This is a genomic window from Roseomonas fluvialis, from assembly GCF_022846615.1.
In the GTDB taxonomy this organism is placed as follows: Bacteria; Pseudomonadota; Alphaproteobacteria; order Acetobacterales; family Acetobacteraceae; genus Neoroseomonas; species Neoroseomonas fluvialis.
Genome location: NZ_AP025637.1, coordinates 2,607,525 through 2,625,660 on the forward strand (window position 1 = coordinate 2,607,525; position 18,136 = coordinate 2,625,660).

14 protein-coding genes and 1 tRNA gene are annotated in these 18,136 nt (G+C 71.5%); 10 read left to right on the forward strand and 5 right to left on the reverse strand.

What is annotated here, in order from left to right; all coding sequences use genetic code 11:
- The first annotated feature begins 11 nt into the window (after positions 1-11).
- The 4 genes from MWM08_RS12670 to MWM08_RS12685 all read left to right on the forward strand — a co-directional run bounded on the left by MWM08_RS12670 (position 12) and on the right by MWM08_RS12685 (position 2,833).
- Positions 12-854 (forward strand): GGDEF domain-containing protein, encoded by an 843-nt coding sequence (locus MWM08_RS12670; protein WP_244459795.1) that lies wholly within the window; start codon positions 12-14, stop codon positions 852-854.
- Between the two features lie 49 nt (positions 855-903).
- Positions 904-1,563 (forward strand): DsbA family oxidoreductase, encoded by a 660-nt coding sequence (locus MWM08_RS12675; RefSeq protein WP_244459796.1) that lies wholly within the window; start codon positions 904-906, stop codon positions 1,561-1,563.
- A 101-nt stretch (positions 1,564-1,664) separates the two neighbouring features.
- Positions 1,665-1,740: transfer RNA gene (locus MWM08_RS12680), tRNA-Val, on the forward strand.
- Between the two features lie 118 nt (positions 1,741-1,858).
- On the forward strand, positions 1,859-2,833 hold the full coding sequence (locus MWM08_RS12685; RefSeq protein ID WP_244459797.1) for a tripartite tricarboxylate transporter substrate-binding protein: 975 nt from the start codon (positions 1,859-1,861) through the stop codon (positions 2,831-2,833).
- Between the two features lie 2 nt (positions 2,834-2,835).
- On the opposite strand, the gene MWM08_RS12690 is transcribed toward MWM08_RS12685, so the two are convergent.
- The 4 genes from MWM08_RS12690 to MWM08_RS12705 all read right to left on the reverse strand — a co-directional run bounded on the left by MWM08_RS12690 (position 2,836) and on the right by MWM08_RS12705 (position 9,082).
- Positions 2,836-4,335 (reverse strand): class I adenylate-forming enzyme family protein, encoded by a 1,500-nt coding sequence (locus MWM08_RS12690; RefSeq protein WP_244459798.1) that lies wholly within the window; start codon positions 4,333-4,335, stop codon positions 2,836-2,838.
- Between the two features lie 37 nt (positions 4,336-4,372).
- Positions 4,373-5,179, reverse strand: coding sequence for a hypothetical protein (locus MWM08_RS12695; RefSeq protein WP_244459799.1), 807 nt, complete (start codon positions 5,177-5,179; stop codon positions 4,373-4,375).
- Positions 5,180-5,339: 160 nt separating this feature from the next.
- Entirely contained in the window at positions 5,340-8,828 is a 3,489-nt protein-coding gene (gene mfd / locus MWM08_RS12700; RefSeq protein WP_244459800.1) for a transcription-repair coupling factor, read from the reverse strand.
- On the reverse strand, positions 8,783-9,082 hold the full coding sequence (locus MWM08_RS12705) for a succinate dehydrogenase assembly factor 2 (protein WP_244459801.1): 300 nt from the start codon (positions 9,080-9,082) through the stop codon (positions 8,783-8,785). Before MWM08_RS12705 ends, mfd begins: the two co-directional genes overlap by 46 nt.
- Positions 9,083-9,109: 27 nt before the next feature.
- Between MWM08_RS12705 and recG the strand changes: the two genes are divergently transcribed.
- The 6 genes from recG (at position 9,110) to MWM08_RS12735 (ending at position 16,335) form a co-directional block, all read left to right on the forward strand.
- Positions 9,110-11,230: an ATP-dependent DNA helicase RecG gene (recG, locus tag MWM08_RS12710; RefSeq protein ID WP_244459802.1), complete on the forward strand. Its 2,121-nt coding sequence runs from the start codon at positions 9,110-9,112 to the stop codon at positions 11,228-11,230.
- A 191-nt stretch (positions 11,231-11,421) separates the two neighbouring features.
- Complete coding sequence (locus MWM08_RS12715; protein ID WP_244459803.1) at positions 11,422-12,153, forward strand: ABC transporter ATP-binding protein; 732 nt, start codon at positions 11,422-11,424, stop codon at positions 12,151-12,153.
- Complete coding sequence (locus MWM08_RS12720; protein WP_244459804.1) at positions 12,153-12,881, forward strand: ABC transporter permease; 729 nt, start codon at positions 12,153-12,155, stop codon at positions 12,879-12,881. The genes MWM08_RS12715 and MWM08_RS12720 overlap by 1 nt, the downstream gene beginning before the upstream one ends.
- 13 nt (positions 12,882-12,894) lie before the next feature.
- Positions 12,895-14,826 (forward strand): GldG family protein, encoded by a 1,932-nt coding sequence (locus tag MWM08_RS12725; RefSeq protein WP_244459805.1) that lies wholly within the window; start codon positions 12,895-12,897, stop codon positions 14,824-14,826.
- Between the two features lie 13 nt (positions 14,827-14,839).
- Entirely contained in the window at positions 14,840-15,889 is a 1,050-nt protein-coding gene (locus MWM08_RS12730; RefSeq protein WP_244459806.1) for a DUF4340 domain-containing protein, read from the forward strand.
- Positions 15,886-16,335: an NUDIX hydrolase gene (locus tag MWM08_RS12735; protein WP_244459807.1), complete on the forward strand. Its 450-nt coding sequence runs from the start codon at positions 15,886-15,888 to the stop codon at positions 16,333-16,335. The genes MWM08_RS12730 and MWM08_RS12735 overlap by 4 nt, the downstream gene beginning before the upstream one ends.
- On the opposite strand, the gene MWM08_RS12740 is transcribed toward MWM08_RS12735, so the two are convergent.
- Positions 16,325-18,091 (reverse strand): calcium-binding protein, encoded by a 1,767-nt coding sequence (locus tag MWM08_RS12740; RefSeq protein ID WP_244459808.1) that lies wholly within the window; start codon positions 18,089-18,091, stop codon positions 16,325-16,327. The genes MWM08_RS12735 and MWM08_RS12740 overlap by 11 nt on opposite strands.
- Between the last annotated feature and the right edge of the window lie 45 nt (positions 18,092-18,136).

Below are 18,136 nucleotides of genomic sequence, written 5' to 3' on the forward strand. Positions count from 1 at the left end.
AGGCCGCGGCCTTGACCCTGGTTCTCACGGTCCTGCTGGCCCTGGTCACGCTGGGTGCCCTTGGCGTGGCCGTGGCCGCGGCGGCGGCGGCGCGGGACTGGCACCACGTGCCACGGCGTTTCCAGGTGGCTGTCCTCGCCGCACTGGCCTGCGGGGCTGTCGTGATCCTGGGCGCGGATGCGTTGCTCGGCGGCGGTGCCGGGACGGGCGGCTGGCGCACGGCCCTGCGGCTGTTCGCCGATGCCGTCCTCGCGCTCACCGTCGTGCTGCTGGTGCGGGCGTACCGGCGCGCCGACGCCGATCGGCTGAAGGCGCAGCAGGCCGCGCCGGTGAACCAGCAGACCAACCTGCCCAACCGCGCCACGCTGCTGGGCCAGGCCGTGCCCGCCCTGGCGCGCTGCCAGCGCGACCTGCTGCCGGCATCGGTCGTTGCCGCCACCATCGATGGTCTCGCGCAGATCACGCAGGACCGCGGCCCGCAGGCCGCCGAGACGCTGTTGCGCGACTTCGCCAACGTGTTCCGAGACGCCACGCGTGCGGGCGACGTGCCGGGCCACGCCAGCGCGCTGGTGCTTGCCGCGCTGCTGCCCTCGGCAACCACCGAGGCCGCCGCGGGTATGGCCGACCGTCTGCGGCGCGAGGCCTCGACGCGGCTCGCGCATCCGGGGATGGACGGCACCAGGCTGACGGTGAGCGTTGGCATCGCCCCGGTCGGCGACGGCCCGACCCGCGCCGTGCTGGATGAGGCGATCGCCGCGGCGGAGGCCGCGCTCGCCTCGGCACAGGCCGGCGGCGGGGACCGCGTGCTGGCCTCCCCGGCACCGCCGCTGCGCACGGCCGGGCGGCCCCTGTGAGGGCCGCGACGCGGTTCCACTCACCCCGGCGCTGCCCTAGGATGGTGCGGTGAACATCCTTGCCCCACCGCGCGCCCGTCTGCAGATCGAGGTCGTCTTCGACCTGGTCTGCCCGTGGTGCTACCTGGGCACGCGGCGGCTGCGCCGCGCGCTGCGCACGAGGCCGGACATCCTCGCCGAGATCCTGTGGCGCCCCTTCCTGCTGAACCCCGACATCCCGAATGGCGGGCTGCCGCGGCAGGAGTTCCTCACGCGGAAGTTCGGCGGGGAGGAACGCGCGCGCCGGCTGCACGCCACCATCGCCGAGCTCGGCCGCACCGAGGGCGTGCCCTTCCGCTTCGACCGTATTCGCCGCATGCCATCGAGCCTCGATGCGCATCGGCTGGTGCGCTACGCAGCGCGCGAGGGCCTGGCGGACGCCATGGTGGACACGCTGTTCCACGCCTATTTCGCCGAGGGCGCCGACCTCGGCCATGCCGACACGCTGGTGGCGCTCGCCATGCGCATCGGGATGGAGACGTCGGGCGTGCACCGTTTCCTCGACAGCGGCGCGGAGACCGATGCGGTGCATGCCGAGAACCTTCGCGCGCATCGCCTGGGTATCAACGGCGTGCCCTGCTTCGTGATCGGCGGGCGCCACGCCATTGCCGGCGCGCAGGAGCCCGAGGTGCTCGAACGCCTCATCGACGTCGCGCTGGTCGAAGGCTGAACGACCTGCCGCGCGGGGCCTTGCGCAGCCGGCGCGCCGCGTCTAATCAGGCGGCCCCGCCGGGGGGCCTTGTTTGACCTGGCGGCACCCTCGGGGCCGGGGGGCGCATAGCTCAGTGGTATGAGCGCCTGCTTGACACGCAGGAGGTCCGTGGTTCGATCCCACGTGCGCCCACCATCCGCCGCTACCCGCACCATCCACAGTCTACCTCCATCTGCCGGCCCGCATGCTTTGACACGCGTCGGCGGGCACGCGCAGGATCGTGATCGTCCTCCCGGCGATACGAGGTGCGCCGTTGCCGACACGCCGCGATCTGCCTGTCGCACTGGCGGCCCTCGGCCTGGCGGGCACGCCTGCGTGCCGCACGCTGGCGTCGCCGGGGGCGGGCAGCGTGAACCGCCTCGTCGTGCCCTTCCCGCCCGGTGGCGCCACCGACATCTTCGCCCGGCTGGTCGCGGACCGGCTCTCCGTGTCGACGGCTTCGCGCATCGCGGTCGACAACCGCCCCGGCGGCGGCACCGTCATCGGCTCGCTGGCGGTCGCGCGCTCTCGCCCCGAGGAGGGCGTGTTGGGCGTCGTGGTCAGCGCGCACACCATCAACGCCGCGCTCCGCCACGACCTGCCCTACGACACGCTGACGGAGTTCAGCCACATCACGCAGCTCGCGCGGGCGCATATCGTGATCGTTGCCGGCGCGGCGTTCGAGGCCACGACCCTGGCTGAGGTCGTAGCGCTGTCGCACCGGCGTGACGGCGGGCTCAGCGTCGCGACGCCCGGCATCGGCACGGTCATGCACATGACCTTGGAATTGCTGGCGCGCGACAGCGGCGCGCGGCTGGTCCATGTGCCCTATAGCGGCGCCGCCCCCGCGGTCGGCGATGTCGCGGCGGGGCGCGTGGACCTGATGATCGACCCCTGGGTGTCGGCGCGCGCGGGTGTGGATGCGGGCCGCCTCAAGGTGATCGCGGCGACCGGCGCGGCACCGGTGCCCGGCGCCGCGTGGATCCCGCGGGCGGCCGAAACCTGGCCCGGCCTGTCGACCTATTCGATGGTCGGGCTGGTCGGCCCGGCCGGCATGGGCGCGCTGGCGGTCGGCGCGCTTGCCGCGGCGACCCGCACAGTGCTGCTCGACCCCGCCATCGCCCCCACGCTGACCGGCATGGGATTGGAGCCGGTCGCGTCCAGCCCGGCCGAATTCCGCAGTTTCGTCGAAGCCGAGGTGGCGCGCTGGCGCGACGTCGCGGCGTCACGCGGCATCCGCCTGCTGTAGCGTCAGGCGCTATCGCGCGGCGCCGCGCCGGGCCGCGCCTGCCTATCGCGCAGCACGCGCCGCAGCACCTTCCCCATGGCGTTGCGCGGCAATTCGGCCAGCAGCACGATCGCGACCGGGGCCTTGCTGCCCAGCCGCCGGCGGCAGAAGGCAAGCAGTTCGGCGCTGGCGACCGGTTGGCGCGCCACCACGGCCGCATGCGGCAGGTCCTGGTGCAGTTCGGATGCGACCGAGAAGGCAGCCGCATCGGCCACCGCCGGATGCTCAAGAAGCACCGCCTCGATCTCCTGCGGGGAGATCAGCACGCCGCCATAGTTCATTGCATCGTCGGCGCGCCCCTGCAGGATGATGCAGCCCGATGCGTCGATCCGCGCGAGGTCGCCCGGGCGCAGCCAGCCATCGGCGAAATGGCGGCCAGCCGGACCATCCGCGCGAAGATAGCGTTCCACCACGCCCGCCGAGCGGACCGCGATCTCGCCACCCTCGGCCGCTGCGCCCGCCCCGTCCGGGGGCAGCAGCCTGACCGCGACGCCGGGCAGCGGACGGCCGCAGCACGTCGGGTCCCGCCGCAGATCCCCCGGCGTGGCGACGGCGATGATACCGGCCTCGTTGGTGCCGTAGCCGACGTAGATGTTTGGCGTGAGGTGCGCGAAGGCGTGCTGCAGCCGCGGCGTGCTGACCGCCGCGCTGCCCACGCGCAGCACGCGCAGGGCGGGCAGCGGAAGCCCGGCGACCTGGTTGGCCGCCGCCAGCGCGTACAGATGCGCCGGCGCGGTCGAGACGTAGTTCACGCGCCGTTCGGCGATCCGCCGCAGGTTGCCGGCCATGCCGGACTCGGCGTCGGCGGCGATCGCCGTTGCGCCCGAGCGCAGGCAGCGCAGCACGTAGCTCAAGCCGATGTAGTGCTGCGGGTCGACGAAGCCGAGGAAGACTTCATCCCTGCGGATCGCGATCTCGCCCTGCTGGGCCGCGTGCCGGGCGGCCTCATTGGCATGGGAGATGAGGAACGCCTTCGGCGCCCCGGTCGTGCCCGAAGACCGCGCCAGCAGCCAGGCCAGGCCAGGATCCGTGGCGCGGGGCGGCGCGGCCGCCGGCGGCGCGCGCAACAGCGCATCGAGATCCAGGCGCAGCGCGACGACGTCCGGCGGGACGTCATGGAGCGTATCCCCGATGACGCAGCGCGCGCCTGTCTGGCGGCACAGGGCGGCCAGGTCGGCCCCTGCGGCGCCCGGCGCATAGATGGCCCCGATGCGCGCCAGCGCGATCGCGCAGGCGAGCTTCAGGCGGAAGGCCTGCGCCTGGAACACCCCGTGCACGACGTCGCCGGGCCGGATGCCGGCGTCGAGCACCCGCAGCGCCAGGGCATTCGCGGCGGCGCGCAGGTCCGCGTAGGTCAGGTCGCCGGTGGCCTCGGACAGTGCGGCGCGGTCGGGCGCTGCATCGGCATGGGCGTAGAAGCGGTCCGTGAGATTGGGTGCCGCATCGTCCACCGCCGCGGGCATGGCGGCCGTGACCGTCGCTGCGCCGCGCCTGCGCGCCTCAGAACCGGTAGCGCAGCCCCAGCACGAAGCTGTTCGCGCCCTCGTAGACGCCGTTGTAGGTGCCGAAGATGCCGCTGCGGTGCATGTAGCGGAACGCGACCTCGTATTGCGGGTATTCGGGCAGCGCGAAGGTCAGTTCCGGCGAAAAGAAGTTCAGCCAGCGCGACTGGTTGGGCTCGGGCCGCGCATCCGTGCCGCGTTCGACCTGCGGCAGGCGCGTCACGTAGTCAGGCCCCATGGACAAGCCGAAGGTCGTGTAGACGTAGTTGGTCCAGGGGAAGCCGTCGTAGCGCAGATAGGCCGCGGCCCAGAACTCGCCGCCATTGGTGTCGCCCGAGCGATAGACCGCGCCACCTTCCAGGTCGACCATGAAGAAGCGCCAGAAGCGGCCCAGCCGGTACTGCACCGCGCCGCCCACCAGCGTGTCGTCGCCCCAGGACCCGGTCCAGGGCGCGAAGACCAGGTCGCGCAGCTTGCCGTCGGCGACCGAGGACCCGATGAACAGCGTGCCCGACCAGCGCCGCGCATCGGCCAGAGCGCGGGCGCGGTCGCCGGGCGACAGGTGCGACAGGTCGGGGGTGGCGACGGCAGCACTGGCCGCGGCAGGAGCGGTCATGGTGCCTGGGACCGGGGCGGGTTCCGAGACGGGCGCAGGTGTGGGCGCGGGCGCGGGCGCGGCGGCCGGCGGAATGGCAGCGGCGCGCGGCACCGTGCGGCGTTCGGGCGCCGGCCCCCCGGCCACGAGGAACAACGCAGCCGCCGCCAGACAGGACAGGCGGATCACCGGGGGGGCAGTGAGGGGCATCGGGTCACCTTGGTCGGAACGGCTTGGGCTTACGGCCCCGATGCTGTCCTGGCAACTGGCCGGCTGGACGACTCGGCACCGGGTCGGCCGCCGGGTGCTGGCGTCGCGCCGCGCCGCGCGGGCAATCCGCGCACCTAGGCCGCGCGCGCCGTCCGCGCGCCTAAGCGGCGCGCGCTGTCCGAGCGACACGCGCGAGCGCCCCGAGTAACTCCCGCGCCGCTTTCACGCGCGCTGCCAGGTCCATCTCGCGCAGCAGCGCCAGCTTGTGGTCGGGCCGCAGCTTCACCGCGGTCTTCTGCGACGTCACCCAGGCCACCAGCCCGGCGGGGTTGCTGAACCGATTGCCGCGGAAAGACAGCACGATGCCCTTCGGTCCGGCATCCAGCTTCTCGACGCCCGCCTCGCGGCACAGGCGCTTGATGGTGACGACCTGGAGCAGGTTCTCCACCTCGGTCGGCACCGGGCCGAAGCGGTCGGCCAGTTCGGCGCCCATCGCATCCGTCTCGCCATCGGACGCGAGGCCGCCGATGCGGCGGTACAGGCCCAGGCGCACCGGCAGGTCGGCCACGTAGGTCTCCGGGATCAGCACCGGCAGGCCGAGATTGATCTGCGGCGTCCAGTCCCGCTCACTCGCGCCGCCATCCCTGCCCTGCCCGGCCTTGATGTCGGCCACCGCTTCCTCGAGCATCTGCTGGTAAAGCTCGATGCCGACCTCGCGGATCTGGCCCGACTGCTCCTCGCCCAGCAGGTTGCCCGCGCCGCGGATATCCAGGTCGTGCGAGGCCAGCGTGAAGCCGGCGCCAAGATTGTCCAGCGTCTGCATCACATCGAGCCGCTTCTGCGCCGCCGCCGACAGCCGATGCGATTCCGGCCAGGTGAGATACGCATACCCACGCAGCTTCCCGCGGCCCACGCGGCCGCGCAGCTGATATAGCTGCGCCAGCCCGAACATGTCCGCGCGGTGGATCAGCAGCGTGTTCACCGCCGGCATGTCCAGGCCGGATTCGACGATGTTGGTGGACAGCAGCACGTCGTGCTTGCCGTCGCCGAACTCCGTCATCACGCGTTCCAACTCGGTCGGTGACAACCGCCCATGCGCCTGGATGGTGCGCGCCTCGGGCACGATCTCGGCGAGCCGTTCGGCCACCTTCGCCATGTCCTCGATGCGCGGCACGACGCAGAAGATCTGCCCACCGCGGAAGCGTTCGCGCTGTATCGCCTCGCGCAAGACCACCGGGTCCCAGGGCATGATGAAGGTCCGCACCGCAAGCCGGTCGACCGGCGGGGTGGCGATGATGCTCATCTCCCGCACGCCGGTGAGTGCGAGTTGCAGCGTGCGCGGGATGGGCGTGGCCGTCAGCGTCAGCACATGCACGTCGGATTTCAGCGCCTTCAGCGCTTCCTTGTGCTTCACGCCGAAATGCTGCTCCTCGTCCACGATCACCAGGCCGAGGTCGGCGAATTCGATGCCCTTCGCGAGCAGCGCGTGCGTGCCGACCACGATGTTGATGCGGCCATCCTTCAGCCCCTCGCGGACCTCGGCTGCCTCTTTCGCGGTGACCATGCGCGACAGCTGTGCGACCACCAGCGGGAAGCCCGCGAAGCGCGCGGTGAAGGTGCGCGCATGCTGGCGCGCGAGCAGCGTGGTCGGCACCACCACCGCCACCTGCGCACCCGACATCGCCACCACGAAGGCGGCGCGCAAAGCGATCTCGGTCTTGCCGAAACCGACATCGCCGCAGACCAGCCGGTCCATCGGGCGACCGGCGGAGAGGTCTTCCAGGACATCCGCGATGGCGCGGGTCTGGTCCTCGGTCTCAGCGAAGGGGAAGCGGGAACAGAATTCGTCCCACACGCCCTCGGGCGGCGTGGCCAGCGCGCCGTCTTTCATGCGGCGCATCGCGGCGGTGCGGATCAGTTCTCCTGCCATGTCGCGGATGCGCGACTTCGCCTTGGCCTTGCGGTTCTGCCACGACACGCCGCCGAGCTTGTCGAGCGCCACGCCCGCGGTCTCGGTGCCGAAGCGCGACAGGATCTCGATGTTCTCGACCGGCACGAACAACCGGTCGCCGCCGTCGTAGGTCAGCTTCAGGCAGTCATGCGGCGCGCCGTTCACCTCGATGGTGATGAGGCCCTCATACCGGCCGATGCCGTGGTCCTGGTGCACAACCAGGTCGCCATCCGCAATTTCGGTGGCATCGGCGATGAACTGGTCGGCGCGACGGCGCCGGCGCGGCGGGCGCGCGATGCGTTCGCCCAGAATGTCCTGCTCGGCGGTGACGCAGATGCCATCGGCGACGAAGCCGCGCTCGAGCCCCATCACCACCAGGGCGACGACGCCATCCGGCAGCGCGCGCGCGGCCTTCCAATCCTCGGCCGGCGCGGCGGCAACGCCGTTTTCGCGCAGCAGGTTCGCCATGCGTTCGCGCGAACCCTTGGACCAGGCCGCCAGCAGCGGCCGGCGCCGGGCCTTCATCTGTCCCGCGACCATCACGGCATAGGCGGCAAAGACATTCTCGCCGGCGGTGCGCGCCTCGGTCAGCAGCGGGCCGGGGCGGCCACCGGCCTCGATGCCTTCGGCCGCATCGGCCAGCGCGAAGGGGATGAACTGCAGCACCGGCCCGCCGGAGAGCATCACGTTCCAGTCGTCGCGCGTGAGGTGCAGCGTGGCAGGCGGCGCCGGGCGATAGGGCACCTCCCCTTCGGCGATGCGCACCGGGACGCGTCGCGCCTCATAGTGGTCCGCCACCATCTCGAAGCGCGCGGTCGCGACATCCTCCGCCTGATGGTCGAGGCTGACCGAGGCTCCCGGCAGGTAGTCGATCAGCGTCGCCATGTGCTGGTGGAACAGGCCGGCCCAGTGCTCCATGCCCGGATGCTTGCGCCCCGCGCTGACGGACACATAGAGCGGGTCCTCTGCCGCCGCAGCGCCGAACAATTCGCGGTAGGCCGAGCGGAAGCGCGCGCGCGACGCCTCGTCGAGGAACACCTCCCCCACCGGCCGCAGGCGCAGTTCCGGCACCACCTTGCCGCTGCGCTGCGTGGCCGTGTCGAAGCGGCGCAGATCCTCGATCTCGTCGCCGAACAGATCGAGGCGTACCGGGTCCGATTCGCCGGCCGGATACAGGTCGATGATGCCGCCGCGCACCGCGTATTCGCCGTGCTCCATCACCGTGCCGGTGCGGTGGTAGCCGTTCGATTCCAGGAAAGCCGTCAGCGCCTCGGGCTGCACGCGCCCGCCCTTGCGCAGCGTCATGGTGGCGTCCTGGAAGGTCGCCGGTGGCGGCACCTTCTGCGCCAGCGCATTCACCGTGGTCAGCAGGATGCGCGGACGCGTGGGCGCCTCCAGCAGGCGCGTCAGCGTCGCGACGCGCTCGGCGACGATCTCGGGATTGGGCGAGACGCGGTCATAGGGCAGGCAATCCCAGGCCGGGAAGCGCAGCACCTCGACCTCGGGGGCGAAGAAGCCGATCGCCTCCGCCATTCGCGCCATGCGGGCGTCGTCGCGGCAGACATGCACGACCGGCGCGTCGGTCTCGGCGCGGCGCCGGCACAGCAGCAGGGCGTCGAAGCCCTCCGGCGCGCCATGGACCGCGATGGGCTTCAACGCTCCGCCCCCGGCGGCACGCCGGTTCCGGTGCGCCCGCATTCGGCGACCATGCGGCGCAGCATCGGCGTATCGGAGTCTGGCGGGATGGGGCGGCGGCCCGACAGCCAGTCCGCCAGGTCGACGTCCCAGTGTTCGAGCACGGCCTCGATGGCATCCAGTTCGTCCTCGGTGAAGCCATGGATGTTGCGTTGGACGAAGCCGCCGATCATCAGGTCGGCCTCCTTGGTTCCGCGATGGAGCGCGCGGAACACGAGGCGGCGGCGGCGCGGGTCGAGATCCTGGGGTTCGGTCATGGGCTCTGCGCTGGCATATAGAGGCCGATGGGAATCGTGTCAGCCCGACCGGATGCGAGCCTGCCGCAGGGCGCCGATGCGCTCACGGCGTTGCTCGCCCCGATTGCCGACCTCAAGGGTGTGAAGGAGGCCGAGGCGCGCCTGATCGCCAAGGTCGCCGGCGGGCCGCGCGTGCTGGACCTGCTGCTGCATTTGCCCGAACGCTACCTGCTGCGCCGGCGGATCGAGCATCCCTCGCAAGCCTTGCCGGACACCGAGGCGCTGGTCCCGCTTGTCGTCGGCTCGCACAAGGCCGGGCGCAGCGGCCAGGGCCGCCCCTATGTGCGCGTGCGCGGCGAGGCCGGCGGCGAGCCCCTCACCGCCTTCCTGATGAACTGGCAGAAGCCCTGGGCGGAGAAGGCCCTGCCGGTCGGAACGACGCGCTGGCTGGCTGGGACGCTCAAGGAGGAGGACGGCGACTGGGTCATCGTGAACCCCCTGGTCTCCGCGCGGGAGGACGGCATACCGCTGGTGCAGCCGGTCTGGCCGCTGACTGGCAATCTCGGCTTGCCCACGGTCACGCGCGCCATGGCGGCGGCCGTGGCACTGCTGCCCGAGATGCCCGAATGGCAGGATGCACCACTGTTGCGGCGGGAGGGCTGGCCCGCCTTCACGCCCGCGCTGCGCGCCATCCAGGTGCCCGAGACGGAACCCGGCGAGGCCCCGCGCAAGCGGCTTGCCTATGACGAATTGCTCGCCGGCCAGGTGGCGCTGGGGCTGGTGCGGCGGCGCTCGCGTGACCGGCCTGGCCGCGCGCTGCGGGGCGACGGCGCGCTGCGGGACCGCGCGCTGGCGGCCTTCGGCTTTCCGCCGACGCTCGCGCAGACCCAGGCGATCGCCGAGATCGACGCCGACCTGGCCGCGCCGCGGCGGATGCTGCGCCTGCTGCAAGGCGATGTTGGCGCCGGCAAGACGCTGGTCGCGCTGATGGCCATGCTGCGCGCGGCGGAAGCGGGCGCGCAGGCCGCGCTGATGGCGCCGACCGAATTGCTGGCGCGCCAGCATCTGCGCGGTTTCGAACGGCTGTGCGGTGCCGCCGGCGTGCCGGTGGCGCTGCTGACCGGCAGCGTGAAGGGTCGCGAACGCAAGCGCGTCCTGGCTGGGCTCGCGGATGGCTCCATCCCGTTGGTACTCGGCACCCACGCCCTGTTCCAGGAGGGCGTGGCCTTCCATGACCTGGCGCTGGCCGTGGTGGACGAACAGCACCGCTTCGGCGTGGCGCAGCGCCTGATGCTGGCCGAAAAGGGCCAGGCTGTGGACATGCTGGTTATGACCGCCACCCCCATCCCGCGCACCCTGCTGCTGACGAATTGGGGCGAGATGGCTGTCAGCCGCCTCGCCGGCAAGCCGCCGGGCCGCCAGCCGATCACCACCCGGGTGGTCAGCCAGGACCGCCTGCCGGACATCGTCGCGCGCCTGGGCGAGGCGATCGCGCGCGAGGACCGCGCCTATTGGGTGGTGCGCGCCATCACGGGGTCCGAACGCGACGATTCCGTCGCCGCCGAGGACCGCTTCGCCGAGTTGAACGCCCGATTCCCCGGCCAGGTCGGCCTCGCGCACGGCATGCAGGACATCGACGTGCGCGAGGCTGCGCTGGCCGATTTCGCCGCCGGGCGCACGCGCATCCTGGTCGCGACCACCGTGATCGAGGTCGGCGTGGACGTGCCCGAGGCCACCATCATGCTGATCGAACAGGCCGAGCGCTTCGGCCTCGCGGCCCTGCACCAGCTGCGCGGGCGTGTCGGGCGCGGCACGAAGCCGTCCTCCTGCCTGCTGGTGCATTCGCCGGGCCTGACCGAGGGCGAGAAGCGCCGGCTGATGGTACTGCGCGACTCCGACGACGGCTTCGAGATCGCAGAGGAGGATCTGCGCGCACGCGGCGGCGGCGACGCGCTGGGCGCCCGCCAGGCCGGGCTTCCCGGCGCCCGGCTGCTCGACCCGCGCGAGGACCCCGAGGAATATCGCCGACTGGTCGAGACCGCACATGACGACGCCGAGGTGCTGCTCGAACGCGACGCCGCGCTGGCCTCACCGCGTGGGCGGGCGACGCAACTGCTGCTGGCGATCTTCGGCCACGACCTGTCCATGGCGCCGCTCGAAGCCGGCTAGCGCCGCTGCAGCCCAGGTGAACCCGCCAAGGCTGCCTAGCGACCGCCCGGACACGGCGACGGCCGTGGGGGCTTGCATCCGGGCCGCCGGCGGGTCAAATCGCCCCGCCTCTGGCGTTGGCTTCCATTCCGACCCGGGCCGCCGCCGATCCGGCGCGTTGTCCCGCACGACTGAACAAGGGGAGACCGGCCTTGGCCGCGTTGATCGAGATCGAGCGCCTGACCAAGCGCTTCGGCGCCTTCACCGCCGTGGACGACGTGTCGTTCACGGTGGGGCGCGGCGAAGTCGTGGGCTTCCTCGGCCCGAATGGCGCCGGCAAGTCCACCACCATGAAGATGCTGGCGGGCTTCGTCACACCGACAGCGGGGACGGCGCGGATCTGCGGGAAGGACGTGGTCGACCACCCGGTCGCCGCCAAGCGCAGCCTGGGCTACCTGCCCGAGGGCGCGCCCACCTATCCCGAAATGACCGTCAGCGCCTTTCTGGCCTTCTGCGCCCGCATCCGGGGCTATCGCGGGATCGAGCTCGGCGAGCGGGTCGAGGATGCGGTCCAGCTGACGCAGCTCGAGGGTGTGCGCTTGCAGCCGATCGAGACACTGTCCAAGGGCTTCAAGCGCCGGGTGGGTCTGGCGCAATCCCTGCTGCACGACCCGCCGGTGCTGGTGCTGGATGAGCCCACCGACGGTCTGGACCCCAACCAGAAGCATGAGGTTCGGCAGCTGATCCGCCGCATGGCGCCGGAGAAGGCCATCCTGATCTCCACCCACATCCTGGAAGAAGTGGAGGCGGTCTGCACGCGGGCTATCGTGATCGCGCATGGGCGCGTGCTGGCCGATGCCACGCCCAAGGCGCTGGAGCAGCCGGGCAAGACGCTCGACCAGGTGTTCCGCGAATTGACGACAGCCCCGAGGGAGGCCGCGTAATGGCCGCCCTCACCGTCGCCCGGCGCGAACTGGCCGGCTATTTCGCCACCCCCGTTGCCTATGTGTTCATCGTCATCTTCCTGATGCTGGCCGGCGCGCTGACCTTCACGCTGGGCGGCTTCTTCGGCCGTGGGCAGGCCGATCTCGGGCCCTTCTTCACCTTCGTGCCGTGGCTGTTCCTGTTCCTGGTCCCGGCGCTGACCATGCGCCTGTGGGCCGAAGAACGGCGGCTTGGCACCATCGAATTGCTGCTGACGCTGCCGCTGCCCCAGTGGCAGGCGGTATTGGGAAAATTCCTGGCTGCCTGGGCCTTTTGCGCCATCGCGCTGCTGCTGACCTTCCCGCTTGTGCTGACGGTCAACTACCTGGGTCGGCCGGACAACGGCGTGATCGCTGCGGGGTATGTCGGCTGCCTGCTGGTGGCGGGCGCCTACCTTGCGGTGGGTGCGGCGATGTCCGCCATGACCAAGAACCAGGTCATCGCCTTCGTGCTCGCCGTCGCGGTGTGCTTCCTGTTTGCAGCGGCGGGGTCACCCATCGTCACCGAATTCCTGTCCCAGCGCATTCCGCTGCTGGCGGAAGTCGCGCGCGGGCTGTCCATCACCGAACGCTTCAACAGCCTTACGCGCGGGGTGATCGCGCTGCGGGACGTGGTGTTCTTCGCGACCTTCATGGGCTTCTTCCTGTTTGTGAACGCGGTGGTGATCGACCACCGGAAGGCGGATTGATCCGATGAGCGGCATGACTTCCCCGCGCGCCGGGTCGCGGCGCCTGTGGTCCTCGGCGCTGGGCGTGCTGGCGGCCGCCGTGCTTGCGATCGGCGTCAACATGCTGGTGGACCGGTTGGCGCCGCGCGCGCGCATCGACCTGACGCAGCAGCGGCTCTACACGCTCTCGGCGGGTACGGTGTCGGTGCTACAGAACCTGCAGGACCCGGTCACGCTGCGCCTGTTCTATTCGCGCCGGCTCGGTTCCGCGGTGCCGGCCTATGGCGCGTATGCCGAGCGCGTGCGTGCCATGCTCGAGGAATACGTCGCCGTCTCCGGCGGCAAGGTGCGCCTCGAAGTCTTCGACCCCGAACCCTTCAGCGAAACCGAGGACCGCGCCCTCGCCTACGGCCTCCAGGGCGTCCCGGTCGACCAGTCCGGCGAGCAGATCTACTTCGGCCTGGCGGGTGTGAACCTGTTGGATGACGAGCGCACCGTCCCGTTCTTCCAGCCCGAGCGCGAGCGCTTCCTGGAATTCGACCTGACGCGCCTCGTGTTCGAACTTTCGAACCCGCGCCGGCCGGTGGTGGGCGTGATGTCCACCCTGCCGGTCAACGGCGACCCGCGCATGATGATGATGATGCGCGGCGGACCGGCCGGGCAGCCCTATGCCTTCATGCAGACGCTGCGCCAGTTCTTCACGGTGCAGGATGTCGCGCTGGACGCGCAGCGCATTGCCGATGACGTGCAGGTGCTGATGGTGATCCATCCGCAGGGCCTGCCGGACACGACGCTGTATGCCATCGACCAGTTCGTCATGCGCGGCGGCAAGCTGATCGTCTTCGTGGACCCACATTCCGAGGGCCAGGCCAGCCGCCCCGGCCCTGGCGGGCAGCCGCCGCGGCAGACCTCCTCCAACCTCGACCGGCTGTTGAACCCGTGGGGCATCGTCGCGCCGCATGACGGCGTGGTGCTCGACCTGCGCGGCGCCTGGCGCGTACGCGCCAACCCGAACGACCGCGTGCAGGCGGTGGACTATGTCGCCTGGTTCAACCTGCAGGGGGATTCGCTCAGCCAGTCGGAAGTGGCGACGGCGCAGCTCAACCAGGTGACGGTCGCCTCGGCCGGCTGGGTGCAGCGTGGCGAGGGCGCGACCATCGAGATGGAGCCGCTGCTCACAAGTTCCGACCGCTCCATGCGCGCCTCGGTCGAACGCGTGCAGAACAACCCGGACCCGGCGCGCATCCTGGCCGAGTTCCGCGCGGACGGGCTGCGCCGCACGATCGGCGCGCGCTTCCGTGGTGCGGTACCCTCCGCCTTCCCCGAAGGCCCGCCGCCGCCCGCCGAGGGCGCCGAGCGCCCCGCCGACCTGCCCCCGCATCGCGCGCGCAGCGAAGGCCCCGCCAACCTGGTCGTGATCAACGACGCCGACGTGCTCGAGGACCGCTTCTGGGTCCGCGTGCAGGATTTCTTCGGCCAGCAGGTCGCCACACCGTTCAGCGACAACGGCGCGCTGGTGGCCAACCTGGTCGATGCCTTCGCTGGCGGGGATGCGCTGATCTCGTTGCGCTCGCGCGGCGAATCGCTGCGCCCCTTCACCGTGGTCGACGACATCCGCCGCGACGCCGATGCCCGCTTCCGCCAGACCGAGCGCGAACTGACCGAGCGCCTGCAGGCGACCGAACGCCGACTGCGCGAACTCCGCCAAGGCCAGGGAGCCGCCGGTGCCCAGGCCTCCGCCGTCATCACCGCCGAGCAGCGCGCCGAGATCGACGCGGCGCGCGCGCAGATCCTGCAGACGCGCCAGCAGCTGCGCGCCGTGCAGCTGGACCTGCGCCGCGACATCGAGGGCATGGAAACCTGGCTGCGCGTGCTCAACATCGCCGCCGTGCCGCTGCTGCTGACGCTGTTCGCGATCGGCCTCGGCGTCGCGCGCCGCCGCCGCCGCGCCGCGGCGCGGGCGTGACGGAGGCGCCGCGATGAACCGACGCACCCTGCTGCTGCTCTCCGGCGCGGCGATCGTCGCGGTGGGCGGGGCCTTGCTGATCAAGCCCGCTGCGCCGCCCGCGCCGCCGCCCTCCGCCGCTGCGCTCGCCTTCCCCGGCCTTCAGCAGCGCCTGCAATCCGCCGCGCGCATCGTGGCGACCCGGCACGACGGCACGCTCGAGATCGCGCGCCGCGGCGAGACCTGGGTGCTGCCCGCCAAGGCCAACTACCCCGTGCGCCAGGAGAAGGTGCGCGAATTGCTGGTCGGCCTGACCGAACTGCGCCTGACCGAACCGCGCACGGCCAATCCCGAGTTGCTGGACCGGCTCGGCGTCGAGGACCCGACGCGCCCTGGCGCGACCTCCACCCTGCTGCGCGTGCTCGATGCGCAGGGCGGCGTCGTGGCCGAACTCATCATCGGCCGCCGCCGCGTCCGCACCCAGGGCAACGTGCCGGAATCCGCCTATGTCCGGCGGCCGGGCGAAAACCAGGCCTGGCTCGCGGAAGGGCGCATCCCGGTCGATTCCGACCCGCAGCTGTGGCTGGACCGCGACATCGCGAATGTCCCGCGCGAGCGCGTGCGCCGTGCCACCATCGCGCGTACCGGCCAGCCGCCGCTGGTCATCGCGCGGAGCGGCGAACCCGACGGCACGCTGCGCATCACCGAACCCGCCGACGCGCCGCCGGCCGACGAGACCGCGCTCGATGAAGTGGGCCGCGCCTTCGAATTCCTCACCTTCCTCGATGTCCGCGCCGAGGCCGAGGCCCCAGGGGAGGCGCTGGGCGAGGCGCGCTTCGACCTGACCGATGGCCTGGCGATCGTGGTGCGCCCGCGCCGCGACGGCGCGAACCTCTGGATCACCCTCGCCGCCGAGGGCGATGACGAGGCGGCCCGTCTCAATGCGCGCTGGCGCGGCTGGGCCTACCAGGTCGGCGACTGGAAGGAGAAGGCCTTCGCGCCGCTGCTGTCGGACCTGCGCGCCCAGGAACCCCCCGCCCCCGAAGCGCCCGAGACCCCGGCCGAACCGCCGCGCCCGCAGTGACCGGGCGCGAATACCCCGACCGCCCCTGGGTCGGCATCGGCTGCATCGTCTTCCGCGGCGACCATGTCCTGCTGGTCCGCCGCGGCAAGCCCCCGCGCCTCGGGCAGTGGTCGCTGCCCGGCGGCGCACAGCACTTGGGCGAAACAGCCGAGGAAGCAGCCCGTCGCGAATTGCGGGAGGAGACCGGCATCGAGGTCGGGCCACTGGCGCTGGCGATCGTGGTCGATGCCATCTCGCGCGACGCTGACGGCCGGGCGCTGTACCACTACACGATCATCGACTTCGCCGCCGAATGGCGCGCGGGCGAAGCCCGCGCCGGCGACGATGTCAGCGAGGTGACCTGGGCGCTGCCGGCCGACCTCGCCGCCCATGACCTGACCGACGCGACGCACCGCGCCATCGCGGACGCGCGGGCGGCGCTGCGGCGTGCAGGCGCTACAGGATGAAGTCGCTCAACAGCGGCGTATAGGTCGTGGTGGTCAGCACGATGATGCGGAACTCGAAATCCGCATCCGCGTCGGTCGAACCGCTGATCGTCGTGGCGCCGATGCCGGTCTGGTAGCGGAGGCTGCCGGCGCCCACCGCCGTCTGGCTCGACGCCGCGAGCAACTGGCTGAAGGCCTGGTCGCCCAACATGGCCGTGTTCGCGTCGATCAGCGACAGGTCGAACTTGTCGCCGGAGAGGCGGTTGAAGTCGGTGATGGTGTCAGCCCCGCTCAGCACGCTGCCGCTCAGTATGCCGCTCTCGCCATCGTCGAAGGCGAAGGTGTCGGCACCGGTGCCACCCGAGGTGCGATCCGCCCCGGTGCCGCCGCGGATCAGGTCGCCGCCGCCCCCGCCCAGCAGCGTGTCATTACCCGCTCCGCCGAAGATCCGGTCGTTGCCCGCGCCGGTCAGGAACGTGCTGTCGCCGGTGATGGAATCGTTGCCGGTGCCGCCCAGCAGGCTGTCATTGCCCGCGAGGCCGGTGATGATGTCGTCGCCCGCCCCGCCATCCACCGTGTTGGCGCCGGAGACGGCTGGCTGCGTCGCAAGGGACAGCGTGTCGTTGCCGCCGCCGAGGAAGACGATGGCGTTGCCCGCGCCGATCGCGACCTCGTCGTTGCCCTCGCCGGCCAGGATCGAATCATTGCCCGCGAATGAGATGATCTCGTCATTGCCGCCGAAGGTCTGGATGGTGTCGTTCGCGGCGGCCGTGGATGTCCTGATCAAGTCGTCCGCGAAGCCGACCGCGCTGTCGCGCCCCCGCAGGTCCCAGGTGCCGTCGCGCAGTTGCACCGTGAACAGGTCCCCTGCCTGAAAGTCGTAGACCAGGCCGCCGAGGTCCACGACGCCCCCGCCGACCAGCTGCAGCCCGCCAAGGCCCACCGGATCCGCCTCGGTCCGGCGCAGCGTGGTGAAGGCGTCGATCTGCGCGGTGGTGACGCGCAGGAAGACGGCCGGGTCGATCCATTGCAGGATCTCGAAGCCGCTCAGCGTCGCGAGAAAGGTGCCTGTCCCGGTCAGCACCACGTCGTCGCCGCCGCCGCCTTCCGCGACCAGATTGGCGTCGAAATTGCCGCGCAGCACGTCGTCGCCCGCGCCCAGGTCGACCACCCCGCTGCTCGCCGAGGCCGTGTCATTGCCGTTCCCCCCCAGGATGGACTCGACGCCGCCGCCGCCGACCAGCGAATCCTGCCCATCGCCGCCGACCAGCGTGTCGTTGTCGAGGCCGCCCACCAGCGTGTCGTTGCCGAAACTGCCGACCAGGCTGTCGTCGCCCGCTCCGCCCACCAGGCTGTCGTTACCGTTTCCGCCCAGCAGGCTGTCGCCCCCGGCATTGCCGAGCAGCGTATCGGCTCCGCCATAGCCGTTGATCAGGTCGGCACCCGACGCGCCGACCGCGCTGTCGCCGAAGCCGAACAGGAAGGTGTCGAGCGTCGCCTCGTTGCTGCGCAGCAGGGCCGCGCCGACGGAAATGCCCGTCACCGTCCAGGTCACCGCCACACCGTCCGCCCGGAACGTCAGCGCGGTAACGGTGCCGGTGGCCGGCAGGGCCAGAAGGTCATAGGTAAAGCCGGTGCCGGTCAGCGTGACCGTTCCTGGCCCGCCGCCGATCAACAGCGTGGTGCTGGTGGCGCCGCCGGCACTGCGGGTGGCGCCCGCCAGCGACGCGATCGGCACGCTACCGGGCTGGGAGACGCTGACCGTGATGGTTGCCATGTGTGCCGCTTCCTCGTGCCTGGGCGGCATCCCATGCCGCATCCG